This window comes from Streptomyces sp. NPDC002785 (assembly GCF_040295565.1).
Classification (GTDB): Bacteria; Actinomycetota; Actinomycetes; order Streptomycetales; family Streptomycetaceae; genus Streptomyces.
The window spans coordinates 81270-103512 of the sequence record NZ_JBEOVN010000003.1; the positions used below are offsets into that span (position 1 = coordinate 81270).

Sequence of the window (22243 nt, forward strand, 5' to 3'; positions counted from 1 at the left end):
CTGTGCGGGGCGTGCGGTCATGGTTGGCGCGTCGATCTGGACTGGCTCGATCGATGGGGGCAGGCGAAGGAGAATTGCGAGGAGCGAACGCTGGCAGGCTTGCCGCCAAACGGTTTTGCTCAGATCACCCCATTTGCCAGTCGACCGTGGGGGTCACTCTAACCCGATCATCACACATTCGTTCGAACGGTGGAGTGGGTGATCGTGCCTGCGGTCGGCGCCGGCGGTAAGTGGTCGGTCGAGGGTGATCTGGCTGTCAGGCGGCCATTCATCCCGGTAGTCCTCGGCGAACACGGCCAGCCGCTGAAGATCGACGGACACCTCCGCGTGCTGCATCAGCAACACCGATAAGGGGCACCGGTGAGCGCGGCTCCCCATGCGGTGAGCCGCGCCCGCCGGTCCGGGCTCCATCTTCGATCGAGGTCGTCATGCGGTGCGGGCCGGATGTAAAACGAGCGGGCGGATCCGTCGGAGCTGGTGCGTAAATCACTCGTATCAGATCAAAGCGTCAGTGTTGTGCGCAGGGGCCCGGACGGTAGGGTGAGAGCCGTTCTGTAGCGGATTCCGCGGCGCCGCAGTGCAGGTAGGGAGGGTCGGCGTGGCTCTGGAGCCGAGCGCGCTCGAAAGCCGGTTCACGGACCTGGCTCTCGCGTCAGCCAATTTCGGGTTCCTGCTTCCCCACGAGCCGCTTCTTGTTCTTCACGGCGCATCGTGTGAGGCCCGCGCGGCTACTGCTCCCGCTGATGCGGCGGCACGCCAGTTCGGTGAGGTTCTCGCCGCTGAGCTCGGCCACCGGACCGGGGTGCGCCTGCCCGCGGGCGATCAGTCGGTCCGTCTGGACCTCCTGTCCCGCGCCGGGGTGCTCGCGCCGCGGGTTCTGGACGCATTCAACGACCTTCACCGCTTCGACGGCGGTACACGCGAGGGGCGGGAGGCGGCGGCGCATCTGGTCGAGCGCTGCTTCACGCTGGCCGCCTGGTTCTTCCGTGCCCTGACCGGCGACGCGGAGCCGATGAACTTCGTCCACGCCGCCGCGTCCGATCTCAGTGTTCTGGCCAGCGGGTCGCTGCGCTGGAAGAGGACCTGCCCCGTCTGCGCCGCGCATTCGACCTGCGCGTCTCGCCGGTGACCCTGGCGGTCGCCGAACGTGAACAGCTGATCGTCAGCGCGCGCGATGCCGCCTATGAGCCGCTGCGCGAATCCGACATTGCCGCGGAAGCGCAGCGCAGGCTCGCCAAGGCGGGATGGGACGTCCTGGGCGCAGGAGAGGAGACTCAGCTCAACCGCTCCCTCGGCTGCGTCCTGGTGGAACCCCGCCTGGCCGGAGGACTCCGCGCCGACATGCTGCTGACGGTCGGCGGACAGGTCGTCGGGATCGTCGAGTGCAAGCGGGACGGTACCGATCTCACCGACGCCATGGAGCAGGCGGGCGCACTGGCCGAGGCACCGGCGGGCTCCCTGCCGTGGCCCGTGTGGCGCTCGCCGCTGCCGTACCGGTATGTGAGCGATGGCCGGCGTCTGCTGTTCTGCGACGCCAATGACCCCGAATCCCACGCTCGCCTCGTCAGCGGCTTCCACCAGCCCCGCACGCTGGCCCGCTGGCAGCGCGAGGCGGAGGCAGACAGCGCGGCGCCGACCTACCGGGCCCGCCAGGCCGCCTACCTGCTGCGGCAGGACGAGGGATTCGACCAGCTCCGCGTCGCCCAGCACGGGGCGGTGCAGGCCATCGAGCAGGCCCTTGCGGCCGGTCAGCGGCGCGCGCTGGTGCGCATGGCCACCGGCTCCGGGCGGAGCTTCACCGGGGTGTTCACCGCCTACCGGCAGCTCCGCTACGCGCGCGGGCCGGGTCCTGTTCGTGGCCGACCGCAAGCTGGCCGTACACCAACTGATCGCTCAGCTGCGCCAGTTCAGCATGCCGGACGGAGGGCGCCCTCTCGATGACGTGTACCACGTCCAGGAGCTGACCGCGGACGGCCTGGCCCCGTCGGCTTCCGTGGCCGTGGCCACGGTGCAGCGGCTGTCGGCCATGCTCGCCGGCACGCCAACGCCCGAGGACGGATCCGACCGCGTGTCGGCGTACGAGACCACCGAACGGCAAGCGCATCCCGATGCCACACCCCTGGAAGTGACCTACTGCGAGGCGCTGCCGCCCGACGCGTTCGATCTCGTCATCGTCGACGACTGCCACCGCGCGCTCTACGGACAGCGTCGTGCCCTTCTTGAATACTTCGACGCTCCCATCGTCGGCTTCAGCGCGACGCCGACCGCTACCGCTCTGGGATTCTTCAAGGGCAACCTGGTTGACTCCTACACTTACGAACAGGCGTCGCCGACGGCGTCGCCGTGGACTACTCCGTCTACGAGATCCGGGTCGCCGACGACCGGCAGCCGGCGTTCGCCACCCCCGTCGACGCTGTCGGTGTGAAAGCCCAGAGCTCCCGCCGCGCCCGCTACGAGGACCTGGACGAGGAGCTGGCCTCCACCGCAGGGCAGGGCCCGGCGCGAGCTATCCCCTCCGAGCACCTGGTCGTGGTGGTGACGGCTTTCCGCGATGCGCTGCCGACCTTGTTCCCCGACCGGACGCAGCAGAGCGGCGCGCTCGGCGTGGTTCCCAAGGCCGTGGTGTTGGCGCAGGACGGACCGCATGCGGACGAGGTCGTTGAGCGCATCCGCGACGTGTTCGGCGCCGGGGACGTCTTTTGCCGGCGGATCACGCACCGCGACGCTCATGCGGTGCACCTGCTGCGGGAGTTCCGCACGACACCGCAGTTCCGGATCGCGGTCGTGACGGATCTGATCTCCGGGTTCAGTGACATGCGGGCGATCGAGTGCCTGCTGATCCTGCGCGAGGTGCGCTCCGCCGCCTACTACGAGCAGCTGCTGGCCATGGGAACTCAGACCATCGCGTCCGCGGAGCTACGCGCCGTCACCCCGGGGGCGGTTGCCAAGACGCAGCTTGTGGTCGTCGACGCGGTGGGCGCTTCGCGTCACCTCCAGCCGCTGGTGAATGTGACGGATGCATCCGGGCAGGCGGGGCGGGCTGCCTTGGAGCGCCTGCTGCACCGTGCCACTGACGGGCTGGTGACGCCGCAGGAGACGGCCGAACTCGCCATCAGGCTCGCCCGGCTCATCCCCGCGCTCAGTGACGCCGACGGCGCCGAGATCCGCAAGCTGGCGGGCCAGCCTCTGCAGGAGCTGGTGACCCGTCTCCTCGACTCCGTCGACTCGGATCACCTGGCACCACTGCGCCGGGCGGGAGGCAAGAGAGCCGTCGAGGACGACCGGCGCGTGGCCCTCTTCCCGCTCGCCGAGAACCCCGAACTCCAAGAGGCGCTGCTCGGCCTGTACGACCGGCCGGCCCCTTTGCGGGTGACGGCATCGAGCCGGCGTCGCCGCCAAGAGGAGACGGTGCGCGGGCGGCTGGCCGAGTTCATTGAACGGGCCGGACCCTTTAGCTCCGCCCAGCTGTGGTGGATCGAGAAGATCGCGGACGTGGTGGCCGCCGAGACCCGCTTCGCCCCGGCGTATCTGGACGGCGTCCCCTTCTCGGCGCGCGGCGGCACGGACGGCTTCCTTGACGCCTTCGGGCCCGACGCCGCGATCGACCTCCTGGACGAACTGCGCAGGGCCCTGGCGTGATGAATGAGGTGCCTGCCGGCTGGAGGGTCGTCCGGCTGGCCGACGTGCTGAGCGAACCGCTGGTCAACGGCCGGTCCCCGCGCCCCGGCGAGGGCGGATTGCCCGTACTGCGCATGACGGCGCTGCGGGCGGCGACCGTGGATTTCACCCAGTCCAAGAGCAGCGACCGCAGTGACAACGGCCACGCGATACTGCTGGCCGAACGCGGGGATGTGCTGGTCGGCCGGGTCAACGGCTCACTCTCCCTGGTCGGCGAGGGCGCCCTGGCGGACGGCCCCCCGACCCCGACGGCCATCCCCGCCACCATGATCCGAGTGCGCGTACGCCCGGATGCCCTCGATCCGCGCTACCTCGCACACCTGTGGAAGTCGCCGGTCATGCGGCGCCAGATCGAGGCACGTGCCCGCCAGGGCGGCGCAGCGATCTGGCGGATCAACCAGCGTGATCTGGCCGACGTCCTGCTGCCGCTGCCCCCTGTGGTGGAACAGCGCCGGATCGTCGGCCTGTTGGAGGAACACCTCGCCCGCATCGACGCCACCACGATCCGCACCGGCAACGCCCTCGACCAGGCCGACGTCCTGAGCCGCACCCTGACCGCGCGGGCAGGGCGCGGCGCTCTCGCCGAAACAGCTCGGGTTCCCGCGAGCCGGCCCCGGGGCGCGGGTGCCGGTGACGGGACACTGCCCCACCTGCCCGCGCACTGGCGATGGACCCGCCTGCACGACGTCGCCGAGGTCACCCGCGGCATCACCCCGCCCGGCAAGCAGGGGTGGCATCCCGCCGATGTGGACGTCTCCTGCCTGCGGGTCGCCAACGTGCAGCGCGGCCGCCTGGACCTGGACGGCGTCCGTACGATCCGGCTGCCCGGGCCACGGGCCGAGGCAGCCCGGCTGCGGGCGGGCGATGTGCTGCTGACCGGCGGCGGATCGAGCGACAGCCTGGGCCGCGGCTGGATCTGGGAGGAGCAGCTGCCTCACTGCGTCCACCACGGCCACCTCTTCCGTGTCCGGATCACCGCCCATCAGCTCCACCCCGTCCTGCTGGCCTGGCACGCCAACGGCTTCGGCCGCCAGTGGTGCCACCGCAACGCCACCCAGAGCGTGGGGCTGGCGTCCATCAGCCTGGCCAGGATCCGGCTCATGCCGGTGCCCGTCGCGCCCGTAGACGAGCAGCACCATCTGGTCGCGGTGGTCCAGGCGCACACCAGGGCCCTGAACGCGGCCTCCGCGGCCGCCGAACGCGCTCTCGTGGTGGCCGGACGGCTGCGGCGTAACCTCCTGGAACGCGCCTTTACCGGTCACCTGTCCCCTCCGCTTTCCCCGTCCGGGCAACAGGAGTTTGTGCTGTGAACCCCACCGTCTCCTCCCGCCCCGGATACGACCAGGCCCTGGTGGACCGGCTGTGGAACTTCGGCAACGTGCTGCGAGACAACGCGGCACCTCGGGCCTGGAGTACATCGAGCAGCTCTCCAGCCTGATCGTCCTCAAGCGCGCCCACGAACAACGCCAGCGCCCCCTGAATGGGCAGGACGTACTCGGTTTCGACGCCTGGGCACGGCTCACCTCGACCGAGCGCGACCACCTGATCCCGGTCTACGAGCAGATCCTGGACCTGCTCGCCGCCCGGCCCGGAACGCTTGGGCTGCTCTTCCGGCGGGCACAAAACCGCATCCCGGACCCTGCCCTTCTGCACCGCTTGATCGTCGATGTGGTGGACCGCTACCAGTGGTCCGCAGGCGACATCGGCGCCGTCTTCGAGGCGCTGCTGGTCCGCATGAGCACGGACACGAAGACCGGCGCCGGCCAGTACTTCACGCCCAGGCCGCTGATCGAGGCGATCGTGCAGTGCGTGCGGCCCGGCATCGACGACACCGTCGCCGACCCGGCCTGCGGCACCGGCGGTTTCCTGATCAAAGCCTTCGACCATCTGGTCGACAACTTTCCTTCAGGTGTCACCGCGGCCCAGCGCAAGCGGCTTGACCAGGGCGCCTTCTTCGGCACCGAACTCGTCGACGCCACCGCGCGGCTGGCCACGACGAACCTGGTCCTGCACGGCGTCACCCGGGCCGACGAGACCCATCCGTGCATCACCGTCGGGGACGCGCTGGCCCGCCCGCCGGTGCGGCGGGCGACGCTGGTGCTCACCAACCCTCCGTTCGGGCGCCGCTCCACCAGCGAGGAGCCCTACCGGGAGGACTTCTGGACCCTCACCACCAGCCGGCAGCTCAACTTCCTCCAGCACATCCACAGCCTGCTGGAGACCGACGGCCGCGCCGCTGTAGTGGTGCCCGACAGTGTGCTGTTCGAAGGCGGGGCCGGTGAGCTGATCCGACGGCGCCTGCTGGCCGCGTGCGATGTGCACACCCTGCTGCGGCTTCCCACGGGAATCTTCTACGCCGGCGGCGTCAAGGCCAGCGTCCTGTTCTTCGACAAGCCCGACCCGCGCCCGGACGGCAGCCCGTCCACGACACGGCTGTGGGTGTACGACCTGCGCTCCCCGCACACGGCGACGGCCAAGACCATGACGCAGGCTGGTCCCGACTACGGCGACTTTGTGTCCGCCTACCGGCCCGGACGGCTCCGCAGCGAACGAGTCGAGACACCCCGCTTCCGGTCCTTCGCGGTCCAGGAGCTGCTCGCCAGGAGCGGTGTCAACCTGGACCTTCAGGTCGCCGAACCCCCGCCCGGGCCCTTCGCGCTGGAAGAGCCCGAGGCTGACCTGCACCGCATGGCCCAGGAGATCACCGCTGAACTGGGCGCCGCCCTGGCCGAGTTCGCCTTCCTGACCGAAGCGCTGCGCCCCTACGGTGTGCACGCGGACAGCCCGGATCGTGAGGCTGAGCGGTGATGGCGACCACGGGTGCCACGACCGGGGGGATGCCGTGCGGCTGCTGCGACTGAGACTTCCCTTCTACCGGGGCCTGCGCCACTTCGAGCTGGACCTCGCGGGAGCCCTCGACGGCGGCCATACCATCGCCACCCTGATCGGCCCCAACGGCGGCGGCAAGTCCCGAGCCCTGCACGCGCTCGCCGAGATCTTCGGCGCCCTGCACCGGCCCGGGCGCAGTGCGGCCTTCGCCTTCGAGCTCGACTACGAGGTCCACGACAGGACGGTCCGGGTCGTTCAGACCTCCCCCGACACCTCACCCGAGCTGACCGTGGACACCTCCCTGGGCCAGGCGATCCGTGCGGCCGGGTGTGGGCGCAGCATCTGCCCGATCACGTCTTCGGCTACCAGGCGCACGCCCAGGCCCCCTGGACCAGCGAGTTCGACCAGCACCGCCGCTTCGCCGCCCGCCGCATCGGCCAATGGCGCCGGCAGTGGATGAAGGACTTCGACCAGTGGCGCGCACACCACACCCCGGACGAAGGAGAGCTGTGGACCGAGCAGCTCACCCTGCCCATCAACTGCCCCCTGTACACGCCAGTGTTCCTGTGCACGCCCGCGCACCTGCCGCTGCTGCTCCTCGCACAGACCACCCACTGGTCCGACTCGTTTGGCACCTACCTGCGCCGCCACTCCTACCTCCAGCGGGTGGCCTCCGCGGTCCTACGGATCCGCGCGCCACGCGCCGCACGCGCTCCGCACCTGGCCGCCCTTCCGTACTGGGGCCTGGGCGGGCCCGCCCGCACCCTGTTCGCGGCCGCCGCCGAATCGGGGCGGTTCGGTCTCATCCCTGACGCCGACCCGGTGGACGGAGCCGCAAGCCCCGCCGACGGGTTCCAGATCGACCTGGGCGCCGCGGAGGACGTCCGCGCCTTCCGCAACCTCTTCGACAGCGACCTGTCGATGTTCGGCCTGCTCGCCACCCTGTTGGATGCCGGATACCTCACCGTCGACGTCCGCCTGGACAAACCCGGCGCGCTCACCGTCGGCCTGGACGATCTGAGCTCGGGGGAGCAGCAACTCCTTACCATTTTGGGTCTGCTGAGACTCCAGCGGGCGCATGAGTCGCTGTTCCTTCTGGACGAACCCGACTCCCACTTCCACCCCGAGTGGAGCCGGCGCTGGTACTCCTCCGTGCGCAGCGTGCTGGGGCCGCATCAGCACTCGCAGTTCCTCACCGCCACCCACGAACCGCTCCTGGTGGCCAACATGACCCGCGAGCAGATCCGCGTGGTCACCACCGACGTGGAGGGCCAGGCCACCGCGGTGATACCCCGGGCCAACCCGCGCGGACAAGGCGCCGGCGGTCTGCTGACCACCGACCTGTTCGACCTGCCCACCCAACTCGACGAGCACACCCAGGAACTGATCGACCGACAGTACGCGCTGCTCCCCGAGGCGGACGGCGACCCGGTCAAACAGGCCGCACTACGCGATGTCACCGCCCAGCTGGAGACCATGGACTTTCCCAACTCCGACCGTGATCCGCTCGTGGCGGCCTTCCTCGCCGAGCTGTTCCACGAGCGTTTCTCGTCGGTGATCTGACACCGATGAGACACGTGAACATGGCTCACCGCCCCGTCGGCCTGGGCCGCCAAGGCCAAACGCACCCTTGACGCGGTCAGGGCCGCCGTCGTCGCCGGCACCAAGCATGATTTCAATACGCACTGGACCGAGGACGCCGTACGCAACCTGCTCCTCGACCTCGTCGGCGACAAGTGCTGGTACTGCGAGACCCTCATCGTGCGCGCGGACATCACCGTCGACCACTACCGGCCGAAATCCGAAGTACTCGACGTGCCCGGCCACCCGGGTTACTGGTGGCTGGCCTACGACATGTCGAACTACCGCATCGCCTGCAGACACTGCAACAGCGGCGGAGCCCGCTACAACGGCGTCCGGGAAGGCCGCGCCAAGGGCAGCCAGTTCCCGCTCATAGACGGAACCCGCGCCCGCACGTCAGCCGACGACCTGGACCGCGAACAGCCGCTGCTCCTGGACCCGGCCAACCACAGCGACCCCGACCTGCTCGGCTTCGACTCCGCCGGCTACGCCCGGCGCAGCAACACCCCCTACTCGCCGGCCGAAGCGAAACGCGGCCTGTGCCGCGCCGACGAAACCATACGGATCCTGGCGCTCAACGACTCCCACCTCGTCCCGCTCCGCAGCCGCCTCATGCGTGAGGTCACCGTACTCGCCCGCTACGGTGACAAGACCGACATCCAGCAGCTGATCGACGACAAGGTGGGACCCAAGGCGCCATACAGCTCGGCAGCCGCCATGGCCCTGGCCCTGCAGCGCGCCTGCGACCGGCCCGCCGCCGCGCCCACCCCGGCCGCAACGACGCCCGGCACCACACCCACCATCGACCCGACACGTTCCCGAGTCGACCTGCAAGACCTGCTGGAACATCTGGACCCGGACGACCTGAAGGCCGGCATCTCCCTCACCGGCCGGCGCGAGAAGAAGGTCCACCAGGCGGTCCTGAACCACGAGGGCCAGATCAAAGTCCTGGGCCGACCCTGGCGCACCCCGACCACCGCCGCCAGGGCGGCGACCGGCAGCAACAAGATCGACGGCTGGGATTTCTGGCGTCTGACCATCGCCGGTGTGGAGCAGACCCTCGCCGAGTTCCGCGCCACGCACTTCCCGCCACCCGCACCAGCCTGAACCGCGCAGGCGAGGCATGGGAACGCCAAGGACAAGGTGCGAGGGCAACGCCCGCGGCAGTCACGGGATTTTCTTGGCCCCCGCCCACGGCGGCGTGCGACCTGGAGCGGGCTATGACCGCTGGCCGGGCGCAGCGCGCACTGACGATCGCGGCGCGCCTCAAGGCCGCCTGATCCTCACACAGTTCGCGCTCCGTGCCCGCTGCCCGGTGCGGTCGCGTTCGGTGAACTGTTCCCGCTTCATCGTTTGCGGCGCTTACGGTCGTGTTGGCGGCGGGCGCGCTTGGGCGGCCGGGTACCGTCCCACGCCACGAACGCTGCGGTCAGCAGTCCGGAGGCGGCGGCTGTGTGGAAGTGCTCCGCGAAGGCCTGCGGTGAAGCGAAGGCGGCGCGCTGCTCTATGGGTTCTTGGAGCATGAACCCGAACCCGTAGAGCACCAGGACGCGTTTGCTGGTGGCGGCCGCCTGGTGCCACCGGGGCGGCAGGCTGGTCTGTGCGCGAGCCCAGACGGTCCCGCCCTGGTCGCGCAGTTCCATGCGGTTGCCGCGCTGGCACAGACGCCATTCAAGAAGGGTGGGGATGGACATGGCCTCGGGGATGATCCGCCGAAAGCCTGCGCCGCTGATGCGGTGGACCTGGTACTCCATGGCGGGCGCCCCGTTCGTTCGCCGGTGGCGGCACCGCGACGCTGGCGGGACAGCGCCTGAACTACGGCTGCGACAACGGCGGCTACCTGTACGGCTACCCGAACAGGACAGCCGCCGTGTGGACCATCTCCTACGCCGCCCCCGGCAGCGGAGCCAGCGTCTCCACGCCGATCACCACCGTCTACCAGTAGCGCGCTGACAGCCACGCCGCGGAAGCGGCGGATGGTCGGATCGGCCACCGCCACGACCGCTGCCGCCGCAGCCGAAACTGCGGAAAGCTCGGCGGCCGGGGCGGCGATCGAGTTCTACATGTAGTAGGCGTAGCGGGTGGCGATTCGGGCCCTGTCCGGGACGTGTTTGAGGATGGAACCGACTCGGTAGGCGGTGCGCAGGGTGAGGGGGGCGCGTTCGTCGAGCTGGGCGTTGTTCCAGTTCATCTTGGTCAGGGCGAGGATGTCGGTGCTGGCGGTTAGCAGATCTGTGCCGTGCGTTGCGGGCCGGATCAGCAGTGGCTGGGGGACGTACAAGGCCGGGGTAGGTCCGGAAGTACGGCACTGAGCCGCGGGTGTACAGCAGCAGGGAACGGGCGTCCAGTTGGACGCTGGTGCCGCGCAGTGGTGGGAGTTGCCCGGTGCGGTACAGGTGCGGGGCGCCGCGGCGCTGGATCCACAGCATGTCGACATGGTCGATGTCGCGCATATCGGCGGCCTCGTGGAAGCCGTCGATCTCCCCGGTGGTGAAGTTTGAGGTCTTGTGTACGACGATGCGTGCGGGTTGGTGGCCGTGGGTGGTGCGGTACTCGGTCAGTGCGTCCAGCAGGAGTTGTCGGGCGTCGGGGAGCGTCAGGTGGGGCTGGCGGTCGGTCTTGGAGATCTGCGCGGTGCCGCTGCGGACGACGACGCCGTCGCCGCGTTCGTTGAACACTTGGGCGACGGCGGTATGGAGCTCGTTTCCGTTCGCGCTGCGGTAGAAGCTGACCCCGACGTAGCAGGTGGCCAGGTCGGAGCTGTGGCGCTGCATGCGCCAGGGGGTCCCGCCGGACTTGTAGTACAGGGCGGTGTGCAGGTTCCAGGCCCGGGTGGCCTCGTCCTGCAGGGGGCGGAGTGTTTGCCCGTTGGTCCTGGCCGGCGTCCCGGTCCAGGTCTCCTTGCGCATCAGCTGCAGTGGAGCGGGCAGCGTGAGCGCGGTGGCCTTGAGCAGGTCGTGGAAGCCGCCTCCAGTCTCTCGCTCGTCCTGATCCTCTATGCGTTCGGCTGCGGACTCCTCCGACGGCGGCTGTTCTTCGCGGTCCTGGAGTTCTTCCGGGCGGGCGCAGATTACAACGCGGCAGCGCCCGGTCTCGGCCAGGGACCGCGCGGCGTCGGCGTACATCTCGACCGCGTCGGCGGTGGCGGAGGCCGGCTTCTGAACAGGGCCTGCGCACCCTGTACGAGCAGCACGGCGCAACGCTCACCGAACTCGCCGCAGCCGCGGGAGAGACGCGGCGCGGTGCCCGGCGCCTGCTGATCGAGGCCGGCGGCACCGTGCGCACCACCCAGCAGACGCAGCGGATGCGTGCCGCAGCCCGGGCCGCCGATCGGTACAAGGTCGCCCTGTCCCTGCGGGCCCGGTACGAGGTCTTGCCCGAAGGCAGCTGGGCAAGACGGCGGTGATTGCGCCGGGTCGCCTCGTCCCGGCCCTTGATCTCCGTTTCCAGGAGAATCCGGACGACCTCGGCCGGGTCCCAGCGTTGTGATCTCGCGGTCGCAACCGGCGCTACCTGGCGCACTTCCTGGACGAGATCCGCAATGACCTCGCTGGTCGAGTCGCGCTGCTGGTCGAAGCGCTGCCCACGGACGAGACCCGCGACCTGCTTATGCATGGCAGGTAAGCAGCTCTGTAAGTGCGCTCCCCATCTCGACGATCGACCGGCTGTGAGTTCGGGTCTGACTCAAGCATCAAGGAAGGCTGAGATCTGACATCGGACCGCATCCGGAGGTCGAGTCTGGCGCGCGCACTCCGCGGCCTCCACTGGACTTCCGAATACGTTCCGAATACTATGGATCCATGACCATCGCAGCAGACCTCCCCGTGGCGACTCGGCGCTCCTCGGACCTGAGCAAGCACTCCGCCGAGGTCTTCGCCGAGGCCGAGGACCACCCCGTGACGGTGACCCGGCGCGACGGCGAGGCTCTGGTCCTGATGTCGCAGCGTGAGGCCGAGGGTCGTGCCCGCTTGCTGAACTTTGCCGCGCAGCTCATCACCGTCACCCTCGACGACCGCGGCTCGCTCGCCGAGCGGATGTCCAAGGCCTTCCCTTGGATGCTCGCGCTGTCGCCGGCCGACCGGGAGTCCTGCGCGCAGGACCTCGTCGATGCGGCGCGCGCGTCGTTCTCCACCGACCAGCCGCACCTCGCGATCGCAGAGCTGACCTCCTGGAAGGAGACGGCCACCGCCGTGGCAGCCGGGCTCAGCAGCGGCAGCGCCGGTCTGGAGTGGCTCGACGACGATGAGACCGTGGAGCGTCCGTAGCCGTGGCGGCCGCCAGGAAGGGCGAGCTGGTTCCTCGCCCTCCGAAGAAGATCGAGTACGAGATCCGCTTCGCCACAGCCGACGCGCAGAAGGGATGGCGCAACCTCGTCGCGACGATCCGCAACCCCATGACGGAGACCTGGGACTTCCTCACGCGGACGCCACTGTCCACGACGCCGACGAACTATCGACTCAAGGGTGAGCTCGGCGTCATCGAGCGTGGCGGCGCGACCCATGAGCGGTGGCAGCACAAACCGACTGCGAAGGGCACCGCACGCATCTGGTTCTACGTCCACGAGCGCACGGTCTTCCTGGAGCAGGTGCACACGAGCCACCCGAACGAGACGAAGTAGGGGGGCTTCGCAGCGTCGCGCATCGTCGGTGAGCGCGCATCCGATGGGGATGATCGCCGTGTGGCTGCCGCGACCAGGGACTTTGACTTCACTCGAGGGCGGCGCGGCCTCGGGAAAGGGCGACTCGATCTCCCCGATCACTCCGCGGAGGGGAAGTCTCTGCGTGAAGCGGCTTCGTCAGCTTGGAGGGCTCGCGCCGCTAGTCCAAGAAATCGTGCATGCTCGATAGAGAGAGGGCTTTCTCGTCACACTGCGAGCGCCTGCTCGACGGGGTCGCTCGGGTGTGGATCCAGGTGAGTGACCGGCATCATGAGCCACGGAGCCATGGGGAGACCCTCGAGCGCCCGGTCGGTCGCCTGCCACACCCCGAGGGCAGGGAGCCCGTCCGGGCGGGGCCAGAGACGGCGCAGCAGGCCCGCCGGCGCAGCGTTGCCGGCAGCCACTGCCTCCTGCTGCCACTTGTCTGCGAGCTGCTCCGGAGCCAGGCCACTGGTGTCGCCCAGGACGAACTCGACGAAGTACTCGCGCCAGCCGTCGCGGCGCGGCGTTGACTGCAGCGGCGACGCTCGCCAGGATCGAGAGGCCGGGGGCGACGCCGAGGTGCTGGGCGGAGGTGAGCAGCGCCTGGGCGATCTCCGGTTGTCGTGGTCCACTCCATAGACTGCGGCCTGGTCCGGGCGATGACGCCGGTCCCGAAGCCGAGGGCGATCACCAGCATCGCCGGTGCCATCCCGGTCCAGTAGTCCGTCTCGGTCGCGATCAGGGAGGACCAGACCAGCGGGCTCGCGCTGCGGGCACTGGGTGAGCGCGAACGCGAGAGGAGCGTGACCGCACCCCGTGCCGCCGGTGCCGAGTACCGCTCCCACGGCCCCCAGCCGTCCGGTGTGGCGCTCCGCGTCCACGGCGTGCACTGGCCCTGAGAGCCTGCGTGGCGCAGGATGGCGACGATCCGGTCGACTTGCGCCTGTGACAGAGGAGGCGCGCCCTCGGCCTTGGCGGCTCCCGCCTTCCGGAGGTCCTCGAGTACGACCGGAGAGGCCGGGTGGCGCGGCCGTCGTGTTCGCGAGGCGCTCTGATTGTCGGCGTGCTCTGCGCTCACGGCCGTATGTGCCGAGTGTCGAACTGACCGTGGTACATCGCTGCTGTTCTCGGCTGTGTCGTCTGCTGCAGCTGATGAACCCGACAGTTGCCTCCTTCCGGCCAGGTCCATCTGCCGCAGGTGCATCGGCGCCTCACGCTGCCACCGGCGGTACTTGCGCGGATGCTGCTGTTCCTGGGCGCGGACCAGGATGCCGGCGGCGCAGCTCGCAGATCTCGGCCTCAACCTCGGCGGACAGGCGCGTGGGACTGTTCCGCGGCCGGCGGGAGCGATCCAGCAGACCGGGCACGCCCTCCTGCTCGAACCGCCGCCGCCAGCTGTGCAGGGTCTGGCGCGAGGTGCCGTACCGGGCCGCGACCTCACCGATCGGAGACCCGCCGAGCACTTCGCGGACAGCCCGGTAGCGGTACTCGGCCAACTGCTGTACGTCCATGACTCCGACGGAAGCACCCCTGCCGCACCGGCAGTTGGGGGATAGCGGACGTTCAGCCGAATGTGTCAACCATGTCCAGAGCACAAACGGTTAAGCATCTCCTGAGACCTCACACCGACAGCCTCCTTCCTCACGTACGAGCCGCTCTCGACTCGTCAGCCGAACGCGTCGGTTTCGCTCAGGACGACTGGTCTTCGCCTGCCCGCAGCAGCGCTGCCATGCCCACCCATGGCCGCCGAAGCCGGTGCCAAGCGCGGAAGCTCGGCTCGGACCCCGGGTCGATCGCAACGTCGGATTTCAGGGGAGGTCGCGATCTCAAGTACCGCAACCGAAGCATGTGAACTGAGGTGCTTCACCAACTGCGAGTTAGTGCCTATTTGTATCCCTCGACACGCCTCTGACCAGGTGTTTTGTGAACCGCCCCGGTTCGAATGGAGACTCGATTTCATGAAAGGATCGAGTCATGGCACGACCTTCCCGATACCCGCTTGGGCTCCGCCGTCGTGCGGTGCGCATGGTCGCCGAAGTGCGCGACGACTACCCGAACGAGACGGCCGCCTTGCAGGCGGTCACGGAGAAGCTCGACATCGGCTCCCACGAGACGCTGCGGAACTGGGTGAAGCAGCACGAGATCGACGCGGGCCAGCGGATGGGGACGACGACGGAGGAGTCCGCCCAGCTCAAGGCGTTGAGGAAGGAGAACGCCGAACTCAAGCGGGCCAACGAGATCCTGAAGGCCGCGGCGAGTTTCTTCGCGGCCGAGCTCGACCGGCCACACACACGCTCGTAGCGTTCATCGACGAGCACCGGGACCGCTTCGGCGGCGTCGAGCCGATCTGCAGGACGCTCACCGAGCACGACTGCAAGATCGTCCCTTCCACCTACTACGCCCACAAGAAGCGCCTCGCTACCCCCTCCGCCCGTTCCGTGCGCGATGAGGAACTGAAGGAGCGGATCCAGGAGGTCTACACGTCCAACTACCGTGTCTACGGAGCCCGGAAGATCTGGCGCGAGCTGAACCGGCAGGGCCATACTGTGGCCCGCTGCACCGTCGAGCGCCTCATGCGCGAGATCGGCATCACCGGCGCCGTCCGCGGCAAAAAGGTGATCACCACGCTCCTGGATCCGGCCGCCGAGCGGGCCCCGGACCTCCTCGACCGCGACTTCGTCGCCAGCGCACCCAACCGCTGCTGGGTCGCCGACTTCACGCACGTCGCCACCTGGAGCGGGGTCGTCTACGTCGCCTTCGTCGTGGACACCTTCTCCCGCCGCATCGTCGGCTGGTCCGCCGCTGCCACCAAGGAGACCAGGCTCGTCCTGGACGCGCTGGAGATGGCGCTGTGGCAGCGCGACCGGGACGGATTCCCGTATATGCAGGGTGAGTTGATACATCACTCGGATGCGGGATCGCAATACACATCGTTCGCGCTGGCCGAGCATCTGGACCAAGCAGGGATCGCGGCATCAATCGGCTCGGTCGGCGACGCCTACGACAACGCCCTGATGGAGTCCACGATCGGCCTGTTCAAAACTGAACTGATCAAACCCGGCCGGCCCTGGAAGACGCTCTCTCAGGTCGAGCTCGCCACCGCCGAGTGGATCGACTGGTACTGCCACCGCCGACTCCACGGTGAGATAGGCCACGTCCCGCCCGTCGAATACGAGACCAACCACTACATGAAATCCACGAAACCCCAGGTCACAACCACAATCTGAGATCTCCACCGAACCCGGGGCGGTTCACTGCGATAGGTGCCCGAGGAGGCGACACAGTTCTTCTTCCACATCCACGGCCCCGGTGGCGTGGGGAAGTCCACACTGGCACGGCGATCGACGACCCGGCGCGGCTCGCGGGATGTCGCCCGCCTGCACCGCCGCTACGAGTGCAAGGCCGAGTATTTCCTTGCCCTCGTCGGCATAGCAGCAGCCCTCATCGGCTACCGCCTACTCACCAAGTGAAACGACATCGCGTGCGCCGACTACCCCATCGGCGTCCGGGCCAAGAACCCACGCGCAGCCGCCGGAAGCGGCACCGAGCGGCAGCCTCCCGGTAAGGCAACTTCTGGGCTGATGGCGCGGGCAGCGTGGTCACCGCAGAGCGCCGTCGCGGTGGCTGGTCGGGCTGACTCCGCGCACGCGTTTGAAGGCCGCGCTGAACGCGAAGGGGTCCGCGTATCCCACGTCTCTGGCCACGGACTGCACCGTGGCGCCCTGCACGCGAAGCTGGTCAGCTGCCAGTGCCATCCGCCAGTCGGTGAGGTATGCCAGGGGGGGTCGGCCGACCAGAGCAGAGAAGCGGCGGGCGAAGGTCGTACGGGACATACCCGCCTCGCCTGCCAGCGAGGCGACGGTCCATGGCCGGGCCGGGTCCTCGTGGAGTCGCCGCAGTACGTGTCCGATGTGTGGGTCTGCAAGGGCGCGGTACCCCGGTGGTGGAGTGCTCTCAGCTCCGGCGAACCACGCCCGCAGGACGCGGACGAGGAGCAGATCCAGGAAGCGGTCCAGAACGACCTGCTGGCCCGGCTCGTCACGCTCGACCTCTGCGGCGATCAGGTCCAGGAGCGACGCCAGGCTCGGATCCGGCCGCACCACCGCTGTCTGAGGCAGCGCGTCGAGCAGCGGTTCGCACAAGGCGCCACCGCCCCGGTAGGCGGCGGTGACCAGCAGGTCCGAACCGGCGTCAGTCGTGTCGCCGACGGTGCGGCCAACCACCGACCAGAGGCTTCCCGGCTCTGCGGGGGCGTCGGTGAGGGTGCAGCGGTCGTCACCGTCGACCAGGACCCGCGGAGGACTGTCCGGACGGTCCGAGACCGTGTAGGGCCACTGTGTCCGTATGAGCGCGACGCTTCCCTGGCGCAACCCGACCGGTTTGCCCTCGGCGGGTACGAGCCATGCCTCGCCGCGCAGTATCGCGGCGAGCGCGAGGGGTGCGGGTTCGGTGAACCGCAGCCCCCAGGGCGGCGCGCTCACCGTGCTGCAGAACACTGCCCCGCGGGCCCGGACGTCGGCAAGGTAGTCATCGAGGAGATCCATAGTGGAACGATGACACAGGAAAACGATCGTTTTGACCATGGATCGTCCGGCCTCATCCGTCTTGACTGGGGGCATGACTCAGATACTTGTACTCGGTGCGACCGGCAAGACCGGTAGCCGCGTCGTTCCCCGCCTTCAGGCTCTCGGCCACACCGTCCGCTCCGCTTCCCGTTCCGGCACCCCGCCCTTCGACTGGGCCGACCCCCGCACGTGGGACGCGGCGCTGTCCGGTACGGAAGCCGTCTATCTCGTCCCGACCGAAACGCTCGGCCTGCCCGAGCGCGCAGAGTTCGTTGACCGGGCGAAGGCGGCCGGGGTGCGGCGGATCGTCCAGTTGTCCGTGCGCGGCATCGACCACGACGGTGGCGTACCGGAGACGGAGTCTGCGGTCAGGGAGTCGGGGCTGGAGTGGACCGTGCTGCGGCCCTGCTGGTTCGCGCAGGACTTCGCCGCGCCGGACTTCTTCCTGGGCGAGGTCCTCACCGGTGAGCTTGCGACTCCTGCGGGAGATGGTCGTGAGCCGTTCATCGACGTGGAGGACATCGCCGACGTGGCGGTCGCCGCCCTTACTGGCACTGGTCACGTGGGGAAGACCTACGAGTTGTCCGGACCGCGGACGCTCACCTTCGCCGAGGCACTGGGCATCATCGGTGAGGCCACGGGCCGTGAACTCCGCCACCGCTACCAGACACCGAACGCTTACGCCGCCGCCCAGATCGCTGCGGCCATGTCTGCCGCGGATGCCGAAGCTATTGCTTTGTTCCTCGACGGTATCCGGCACGGGAATGACGACTACGTCAGCAAGGGTGTACAGGAGGCCCTTGGCCGCGCTCCACGCTCCTTCGAGGAATACGTCAGCAAAACCGCGGCGACGGGAGTGTGGAACACCTGACCAACCTGGATGTGGAGCGTTGCCTGGACGCTGCGGAGCGCCCAGGTACACAGCCCCGCATGCTGCGCCGGCCGCGCAGCTGGTGACTCCCTGCTGCGCGGCTTCGGTTCGGCGGACCGTACTGGCTCATTCGCGCCCAGCCGACGTGCGGCGTGCTCATGGTCGACGGCTGTTGCACCACCTCTGAGGCGGTCTCGCCCCAGTCATCGACATGGGCCGGCCTCTTCTCAAGACGCTGTTCAGCTCAGTCCCGGATGAGCTGGAACTGAGCTAGCCGCAATCCGGGAGCGGGCTCGATGGTGCCCATACGGGAGAACCCGAGGCGCTCGTAAAGCGCAACTGCCGGAAGATTGTCGGCACCGGTGCTCACCAGGACGGGACCGCTGGGGACCAGGTCAGTCATGAGATGGCCGAGCAATTGTGATGCCAGCCCTCGGCGGAACCACGTGGGGTCCACGCACACGCGGTCGATGTCGAGGGCGCCTTCGCTCGCCAGCAGCTGCCAGGCGACGAAGGCAGCAATCCTTCCGTCATCCGTAATCGCCCCGATCCAACGCAAGGGCTGGGATCGCATCTCTTCCAGGCTCTCTCGCAAAGCCGGTATGCCATCGAAATCGATCAAATCGGCCTCGACCGCATAGGCGTGGCGGCCGACTCTGTGCACTGCTGCCGCCGTCGCCTCATCAGCCAGATCCAACTCGCGGACCACGAAGCCAGGCCGACCACGCTCATCACGTTCAAACGAATCAGAAGACAACATGACTCGATAGTAAGCATCAACGCCCAACCCGCTGCACGTCATGGTGCCGAGACACCCCACTCAGGGGTCGGCGCGGCGGCCCTGGGGGGGAAAGCGGGGCCTTGACCCCGAATCTTGGACACGGGCTATGCGGCTGGCGTCCAACGCCGCGTAGTTAAGGGGCGGCGGCCCTCGTCAAGGGGTGAATCTGAAGGTGTTGGCCGGACAGGAAACGGGACCTCGTGTAGAGCAGTGGATCGACCGAGACCGTCCTGTCATGCGAGGTCCCGTTGCTGGATCAGTGTGTCACTACTGTGGCTCAACCGCCCGACAGCCGAGGCGAGTTCGCTTTCGCGCCGGTCACTTGGGTGAGCTCACCCGCTACCTTCCCGCCGAGCTCATCGATTCACTCTTGAGGAGGCCCGGACCGTGCAGCGGCGGCTGCGATGCCTGCCCTCCCGGGTCGGAATGTACTTCGTTGTAGCCTTGGCGCTGTTCCGGCTGGCGACCACTCTGCTCGATCACCGTCGCGATCCCGCCGACCTATCTCTCCTTCTGCCCCCGCGCACGACGCACCGCGGGACGGGAGGCGCGCCAGCCGCGGCCCCGGACCGGTCGGAGCCGGCTACCGAAACCGCGCCCTGCACTTCATGGCCCGCAACCCGGACCGGGCCTGGACTCCCCGGGAAGTCGCGAACGCCCTGCACGTCCGAAACGCCCACAGCTTCGCGACACAGGTAAGCCAATGGGTGGCGGACGGCGAAGGGATCCAGCTCCACTTCTACGCGGACTCCATCGCCCGGATCACGACGGTGCACGAGGGCAAAGCGGGTCGGATCCGCAGTACCGGGTCGAGTACAGCCTGGTCGACGGGATGGGCGGGTACCGGAACCTGGTGAGCGCCTTCGTCCGCGGCGGCTGCGCCGCACTCGAACAGCACGGCTCTTGGATGTCGGATGCCGCTGAGCTCGAGCGCGCGCGCCGGCGGCGCGATGCCGGGTAGTCCCAGCGGGAGCCCGCGCACGCGCCGTCGGAAGGACCTGCGAAAGAGCGGGTACAGGAGTCCGCGCAATGGCCGACGCAGCCAGCTGACTCGGCCGCATCGCTCTCCTGAGCGGTTGGGGATGCCGTCGCTTCACCTGCCCGTCGAGGAAGTCATGAGGCAGGTGGTGATCAGTTTCAGCAACGTCGGTCGCCGAGGGCCCGGTACCGGGATGCCTCCAGGTGCGGGGTCGATGATGCTCCTATTGCTCGTCAAGCGTTCTGAGGCACGAGGCGCAAGGTACTTTCGCTGCATGTCACTGACTCCCGACGAAGTCCGCAGCCGCGACGAACTGGTCTCCTTCGTTCGAGAACTGAGTCAGGACTACCTCCGCAGAGGACACGAATGGGAGAACCAGAGCCTCGACCGCTTCCTTGAGGCTCTTGCGGCATGGATGCATGACTCGCCGGGCTGGTACCAGAACGTCGGGAAGGAATTCCCAGAAGGCGGGGACTGGACCTTCCTGGCCAGAGCGCTTCAGGCCGCCACTGTCTATGAGTGAAGTGTTCGCGTCTAACGGTCAGGCCGCGTGGAGCCAGTCGCGGTAGGCGTGGGTGAGTTTGTCGTCTCGGCGGATTCCGCGTTCGAGGGTGGAGATGGTGGCGGGCCAGACACCGAAGTGACGGGCGACAGCGGTGAGGGTGATGTGGGGCGGCGGTGCGGGCCCTGTCAGTGCCCTGTTCTACATTGACCGCATGATCGCCTTCAGTGACTTCAACTTCAAGCTGCTTGTTATCGAAAAGCTCATGTACTGGGACGAGGTGCTGACGCCGCAGTTCAGCCTTGGGGAGCACATGCGCGAGCAGAGCGGGATCACCGACCTCTACCAGTACGCGGTCGACAACGACCTGGCCTACAAGGTCCTCCCCGAGGCGCGCGCCTACTTCGAGGGACTGGATATACCGGATGAACTGCTCCTCACGGTCGACGAACTGACCATCGACGGCGGTCACCAGGTGTACCAGGAGTGCGCGCCGGTCTGGGACGGCGAGGACGAGCTCTTCGATGTCCGCTCACTCACAGATCTCGCCCTCGTGCCGAATCTCCAACGCATCGTCGGCGCGGACGAGGCCCTGCTCGCGGTCCCGGACAAGTTGGACGTCCTCGCGGCCCGCGGCGTCACTGCCCACTGACCAAGTTCCAGCGCGGCGGCTGCGCCCGCGGCGTCGTACAGACCGCCGGGCCGGTGGCGACCGAGTCCACCGCCGGGCTTGCCGCCGCATCCTGAGTATTGTCGGGGCCAAGCCGGGTGGTGAGATGGGTGAAGAGCTCGGGCGAGTACTCGCCTGATGCTTGGCGCGGAAAGGGGGGCTTGTGGGGACAGGGGGGCGAGCGCGCGGGCCGTGCGTCATCCGCGTGCAGGGGTGCGGGCGTGGCGTTGGATCAGGTCGAGGGTTTTTCCGCCAAGGCGGAGGCGGGGCACGGTGGTTGGAGGGAACCAGGCGAGCATCACGCCTTCGGTCAGACGGAGCCGGGCCGGGTCGCCGTCCCAGAGCGTGGCGAAGATCCGGACCGGCACGGTCAGGCCGTCTGCGTCTTGGACCTCTTCGTCCAGGAACGCCTCCAGCCGCCTGGGAGCGATGCCTGCTTCCTCTCTGAGCTCGCGCCGGATCGTGTCCTCGGGGGTACGGTCGCCGGGCTCGTGGGCGCCGCCCAGCAGGGCCCAGCACCCTGGTGCCCAGATATCCTCCCGCATGTCCCGCAGGTGCAGCAGGTACTCACCGTACGAGTTGTAGATCAGCGCAGAGGCGTTCAGGGGAGTTGCCTGTCCGTCCAGGTCCGTCACCTTGCCCTTGAGCTCCGTGAGGCTGACGTCCGTCTTGGGCTGCCAGGGTGCGTCTGTGCCGGGGGTGTGGACAGCGTAGAAGACGAAGCGGAGGTCAGCGACCGATGCGGGTCGGGGATGTAGTCGACGCGGTCCCAGCCGGCGCCGCAGCATGGGCGAGCACGACTTCATCGCGCTGATCGACGGCACCCATCAGCTCGTCAAGGCACCGATCGTGCTGGTCTGGGAACGCCTGAACACCCACGTCTCCCACGTCATAAGAGAGTTGATCGCCGAACGGGCCTGGCTGACGGTGTTCCTGCTGCCCGCCTACTCGCCCGACCTCAACCCCGTCGAGTGGGTATGGGCACACGTCAAACGCAGCCTCGCCAACCTCGCCGTCGTCGCCCTCGACCGACTCGAAGCCCTCGTACGCAACCGGCTCAAACGCCTTCAGTACCGGCCGGCCACCCTCGACGGCTTCATAGCCGGCACCGGCCTGACCCTCGACGATCCACCGTCACCCTGAGCAGC

The 22243-nt window shown here is 68.4% G+C and carries 24 protein-coding genes and 3 pseudogenes; 19 read left to right on the forward strand and 8 right to left on the reverse strand.

Annotated elements, in window-relative coordinates; genetic code table 11:
* Positions 1-153 precede the first annotated feature (153 nt).
* Positions 154-336, reverse strand: a complete 183-nt coding sequence (locus ABTZ94_RS01825) for a hypothetical protein (RefSeq protein ID WP_351196453.1) — start codon at positions 334-336, stop codon at positions 154-156.
* 262 nt (positions 337-598) lie between these two features.
* Between ABTZ94_RS01825 and ABTZ94_RS01830 the strand changes: the two genes are divergently transcribed.
* The 9 genes from ABTZ94_RS01830 (at position 599) to ABTZ94_RS01870 (ending at position 9195) form a co-directional block, all read left to right on the forward strand.
* The gene (locus ABTZ94_RS01830; RefSeq protein ID WP_351196455.1) at positions 599-1129 is read left to right on the forward strand and encodes a hypothetical protein; all 531 of its coding nucleotides are present in this window, start codon (positions 599-601) and stop codon (positions 1127-1129) included.
* On the forward strand, positions 1126-1941 hold the full coding sequence (locus tag ABTZ94_RS01835; protein ID WP_351196457.1) for a DEAD/DEAH box helicase family protein: 816 nt from the start codon (positions 1126-1128) through the stop codon (positions 1939-1941). The genes ABTZ94_RS01830 and ABTZ94_RS01835 overlap by 4 nt, the downstream gene beginning before the upstream one ends.
* On the forward strand, positions 1856-2425 hold the full coding sequence (locus ABTZ94_RS01840) for a DEAD/DEAH box helicase family protein (RefSeq protein WP_351196459.1): 570 nt from the start codon (positions 1856-1858) through the stop codon (positions 2423-2425). Before ABTZ94_RS01835 ends, ABTZ94_RS01840 begins: the two co-directional genes overlap by 86 nt.
* Positions 2344-3639 (forward strand): type I restriction-modification enzyme R subunit C-terminal domain-containing protein, encoded by a 1296-nt coding sequence (locus tag ABTZ94_RS01845; RefSeq protein ID WP_351196461.1) that lies wholly within the window; start codon positions 2344-2346, stop codon positions 3637-3639. Before ABTZ94_RS01840 ends, ABTZ94_RS01845 begins: the two co-directional genes overlap by 82 nt.
* The gene (locus ABTZ94_RS01850) at positions 3639-4988 is read left to right on the forward strand and encodes a restriction endonuclease subunit S (RefSeq protein ID WP_351196463.1); all 1350 of its coding nucleotides are present in this window, start codon (positions 3639-3641) and stop codon (positions 4986-4988) included. The genes ABTZ94_RS01845 and ABTZ94_RS01850 overlap by 1 nt, the downstream gene beginning before the upstream one ends.
* Before the next feature lie 52 nt (positions 4989-5040).
* Positions 5041-6486, forward strand: a complete 1446-nt coding sequence (locus ABTZ94_RS01855) for an HsdM family class I SAM-dependent methyltransferase (protein ID WP_351196465.1) — start codon at positions 5041-5043, stop codon at positions 6484-6486.
* 34 nt (positions 6487-6520) lie between these two features.
* Positions 6521-6967 (forward strand): OLD family protein, encoded by a 447-nt coding sequence (locus ABTZ94_RS01860; RefSeq protein ID WP_351196467.1) that lies wholly within the window; start codon positions 6521-6523, stop codon positions 6965-6967.
* Positions 6968-7428: 461 nt separating this feature from the next.
* Positions 7429-8070, forward strand: coding sequence for an AAA family ATPase (locus tag ABTZ94_RS01865; protein WP_351196515.1), 642 nt, complete (start codon positions 7429-7431; stop codon positions 8068-8070).
* 198 nt (positions 8071-8268) lie between these two features.
* Entirely contained in the window at positions 8269-9195 is a 927-nt protein-coding gene (locus tag ABTZ94_RS01870) for a restriction system modified-DNA reader domain-containing protein (RefSeq protein WP_351196469.1), read from the forward strand.
* Between the two features lie 239 nt (positions 9196-9434).
* Here ABTZ94_RS01870 and ABTZ94_RS01875 read toward each other — a convergent pair whose 3' ends face one another.
* Both ABTZ94_RS01875 and ABTZ94_RS01880 read right to left on the reverse strand, forming a co-directional pair.
* Positions 9435-9842 carry a hypothetical protein gene (locus ABTZ94_RS01875; RefSeq protein ID WP_351196471.1) on the reverse strand — a complete coding sequence of 136 codons (408 nt, stop codon included), beginning with the start codon at positions 9840-9842 and terminating at the stop codon, positions 9435-9437.
* 171 nt (positions 9843-10013) lie between these two features.
* Positions 10014-11213: an argonaute/piwi family protein gene (locus ABTZ94_RS01880; RefSeq protein WP_351196473.1), complete on the reverse strand. Its 1200-nt coding sequence runs from the start codon at positions 11211-11213 to the stop codon at positions 10014-10016.
* Positions 11214-11888: 675 nt separating this feature from the next.
* Here ABTZ94_RS01880 and ABTZ94_RS01885 point away from each other — a divergent pair.
* Positions 11889-12353, forward strand: coding sequence for a prevent-host-death protein (locus tag ABTZ94_RS01885; RefSeq protein ID WP_351196475.1), 465 nt, complete (start codon positions 11889-11891; stop codon positions 12351-12353).
* A 2-nt stretch (positions 12354-12355) separates the two neighbouring features.
* The gene (locus ABTZ94_RS01890) at positions 12356-12706 is read left to right on the forward strand and encodes a hypothetical protein (RefSeq protein WP_351196477.1); all 351 of its coding nucleotides are present in this window, start codon (positions 12356-12358) and stop codon (positions 12704-12706) included.
* 245 nt (positions 12707-12951) lie between these two features.
* On the opposite strand, the gene ABTZ94_RS01895 is transcribed toward ABTZ94_RS01890, so the two are convergent.
* Positions 12952-13359 carry a muconolactone Delta-isomerase family protein gene (locus tag ABTZ94_RS01895; protein WP_351196479.1) on the reverse strand — a complete coding sequence of 136 codons (408 nt, stop codon included), beginning with the start codon at positions 13357-13359 and terminating at the stop codon, positions 12952-12954.
* 542 nt (positions 13360-13901) lie between these two features.
* Positions 13902-14238 (reverse strand): annotated as a pseudogene (locus ABTZ94_RS01900) (helix-turn-helix domain-containing protein); the annotation flags it as partial.
* 463 nt (positions 14239-14701) lie between these two features.
* Between ABTZ94_RS01900 and ABTZ94_RS01905 the strand changes: the two are divergent.
* Together ABTZ94_RS01905 and ABTZ94_RS37720 are read left to right on the forward strand one after the other, a co-directional pair.
* Positions 14702-15954 (forward strand): IS3 family transposase gene (locus tag ABTZ94_RS01905; RefSeq protein WP_351196483.1). Its coding sequence is split into 2 segments (ribosomal slippage): positions 14702-14984 and positions 14984-15954, totalling 1254 coding nucleotides; the frame shifts between segments, so codons are not numbered across the junction.
* Positions 15955-15990: 36 nt separating this feature from the next.
* Entirely contained in the window at positions 15991-16197 is a 207-nt protein-coding gene (locus tag ABTZ94_RS37720) for a hypothetical protein (protein ID WP_502967160.1), read from the forward strand.
* Between the two features lie 129 nt (positions 16198-16326).
* Here the strand turns inward: ABTZ94_RS37720 and ABTZ94_RS01915 are convergent, their stop codons facing one another.
* Positions 16327-17271, reverse strand: coding sequence for an AraC family transcriptional regulator (locus ABTZ94_RS01915; RefSeq protein WP_351196485.1), 945 nt, complete (start codon positions 17269-17271; stop codon positions 16327-16329).
* 73 nt (positions 17272-17344) lie between these two features.
* Between ABTZ94_RS01915 and ABTZ94_RS01920 the strand changes: the two genes are divergently transcribed.
* Positions 17345-18163, forward strand: coding sequence for an NAD(P)H-binding protein (locus tag ABTZ94_RS01920; protein WP_351196487.1), 819 nt, complete (start codon positions 17345-17347; stop codon positions 18161-18163).
* Positions 18164-18407: 244 nt separating this feature from the next.
* Here ABTZ94_RS01920 and ABTZ94_RS01925 read toward each other — a convergent pair whose 3' ends face one another.
* Positions 18408-18923, reverse strand: coding sequence for a GNAT family N-acetyltransferase (locus ABTZ94_RS01925; protein WP_351196489.1), 516 nt, complete (start codon positions 18921-18923; stop codon positions 18408-18410).
* A gap of 408 nt (positions 18924-19331) precedes the next feature.
* Here ABTZ94_RS01925 and ABTZ94_RS37725 point away from each other — a divergent pair, with 408 nt between their 5' ends.
* The 4 genes and pseudogenes from ABTZ94_RS37725 to ABTZ94_RS01945 all read left to right on the forward strand — a co-directional run bounded on the left by ABTZ94_RS37725 (position 19332) and on the right by ABTZ94_RS01945 (position 21077).
* Positions 19332-19643: a hypothetical protein gene (locus tag ABTZ94_RS37725; protein WP_502967161.1), complete on the forward strand. Its 312-nt coding sequence runs from the start codon at positions 19332-19334 to the stop codon at positions 19641-19643.
* A gap of 17 nt (positions 19644-19660) precedes the next feature.
* Positions 19661-19905: pseudogene (locus tag ABTZ94_RS01935) on the forward strand (DUF6357 family protein); the annotation flags it as partial.
* Positions 19906-20197: 292 nt separating this feature from the next.
* Positions 20198-20446 (forward strand): DUF7660 family protein, encoded by a 249-nt coding sequence (locus tag ABTZ94_RS01940; protein ID WP_351196491.1) that lies wholly within the window; start codon positions 20198-20200, stop codon positions 20444-20446.
* Between the two features lie 193 nt (positions 20447-20639).
* Positions 20640-21077, forward strand: coding sequence for a DUF6892 domain-containing protein (locus ABTZ94_RS01945; protein WP_351196492.1), 438 nt, complete (start codon positions 20640-20642; stop codon positions 21075-21077).
* Positions 21078-21292: 215 nt separating this feature from the next.
* Here the strand turns inward: ABTZ94_RS01945 and ABTZ94_RS01950 are convergent, their stop codons facing one another.
* Entirely contained in the window at positions 21293-21901 is a 609-nt protein-coding gene (locus tag ABTZ94_RS01950; protein ID WP_502967162.1) for an NUDIX domain-containing protein, read from the reverse strand.
* Between ABTZ94_RS01950 and ABTZ94_RS01955 the strand changes: the two are divergent.
* Positions 21861-22238: pseudogene (locus ABTZ94_RS01955) on the forward strand (transposase); the annotation flags it as partial. The gene ABTZ94_RS01950 and the pseudogene ABTZ94_RS01955 overlap by 41 nt on opposite strands.
* Positions 22239-22243 lie beyond the last annotated feature (5 nt).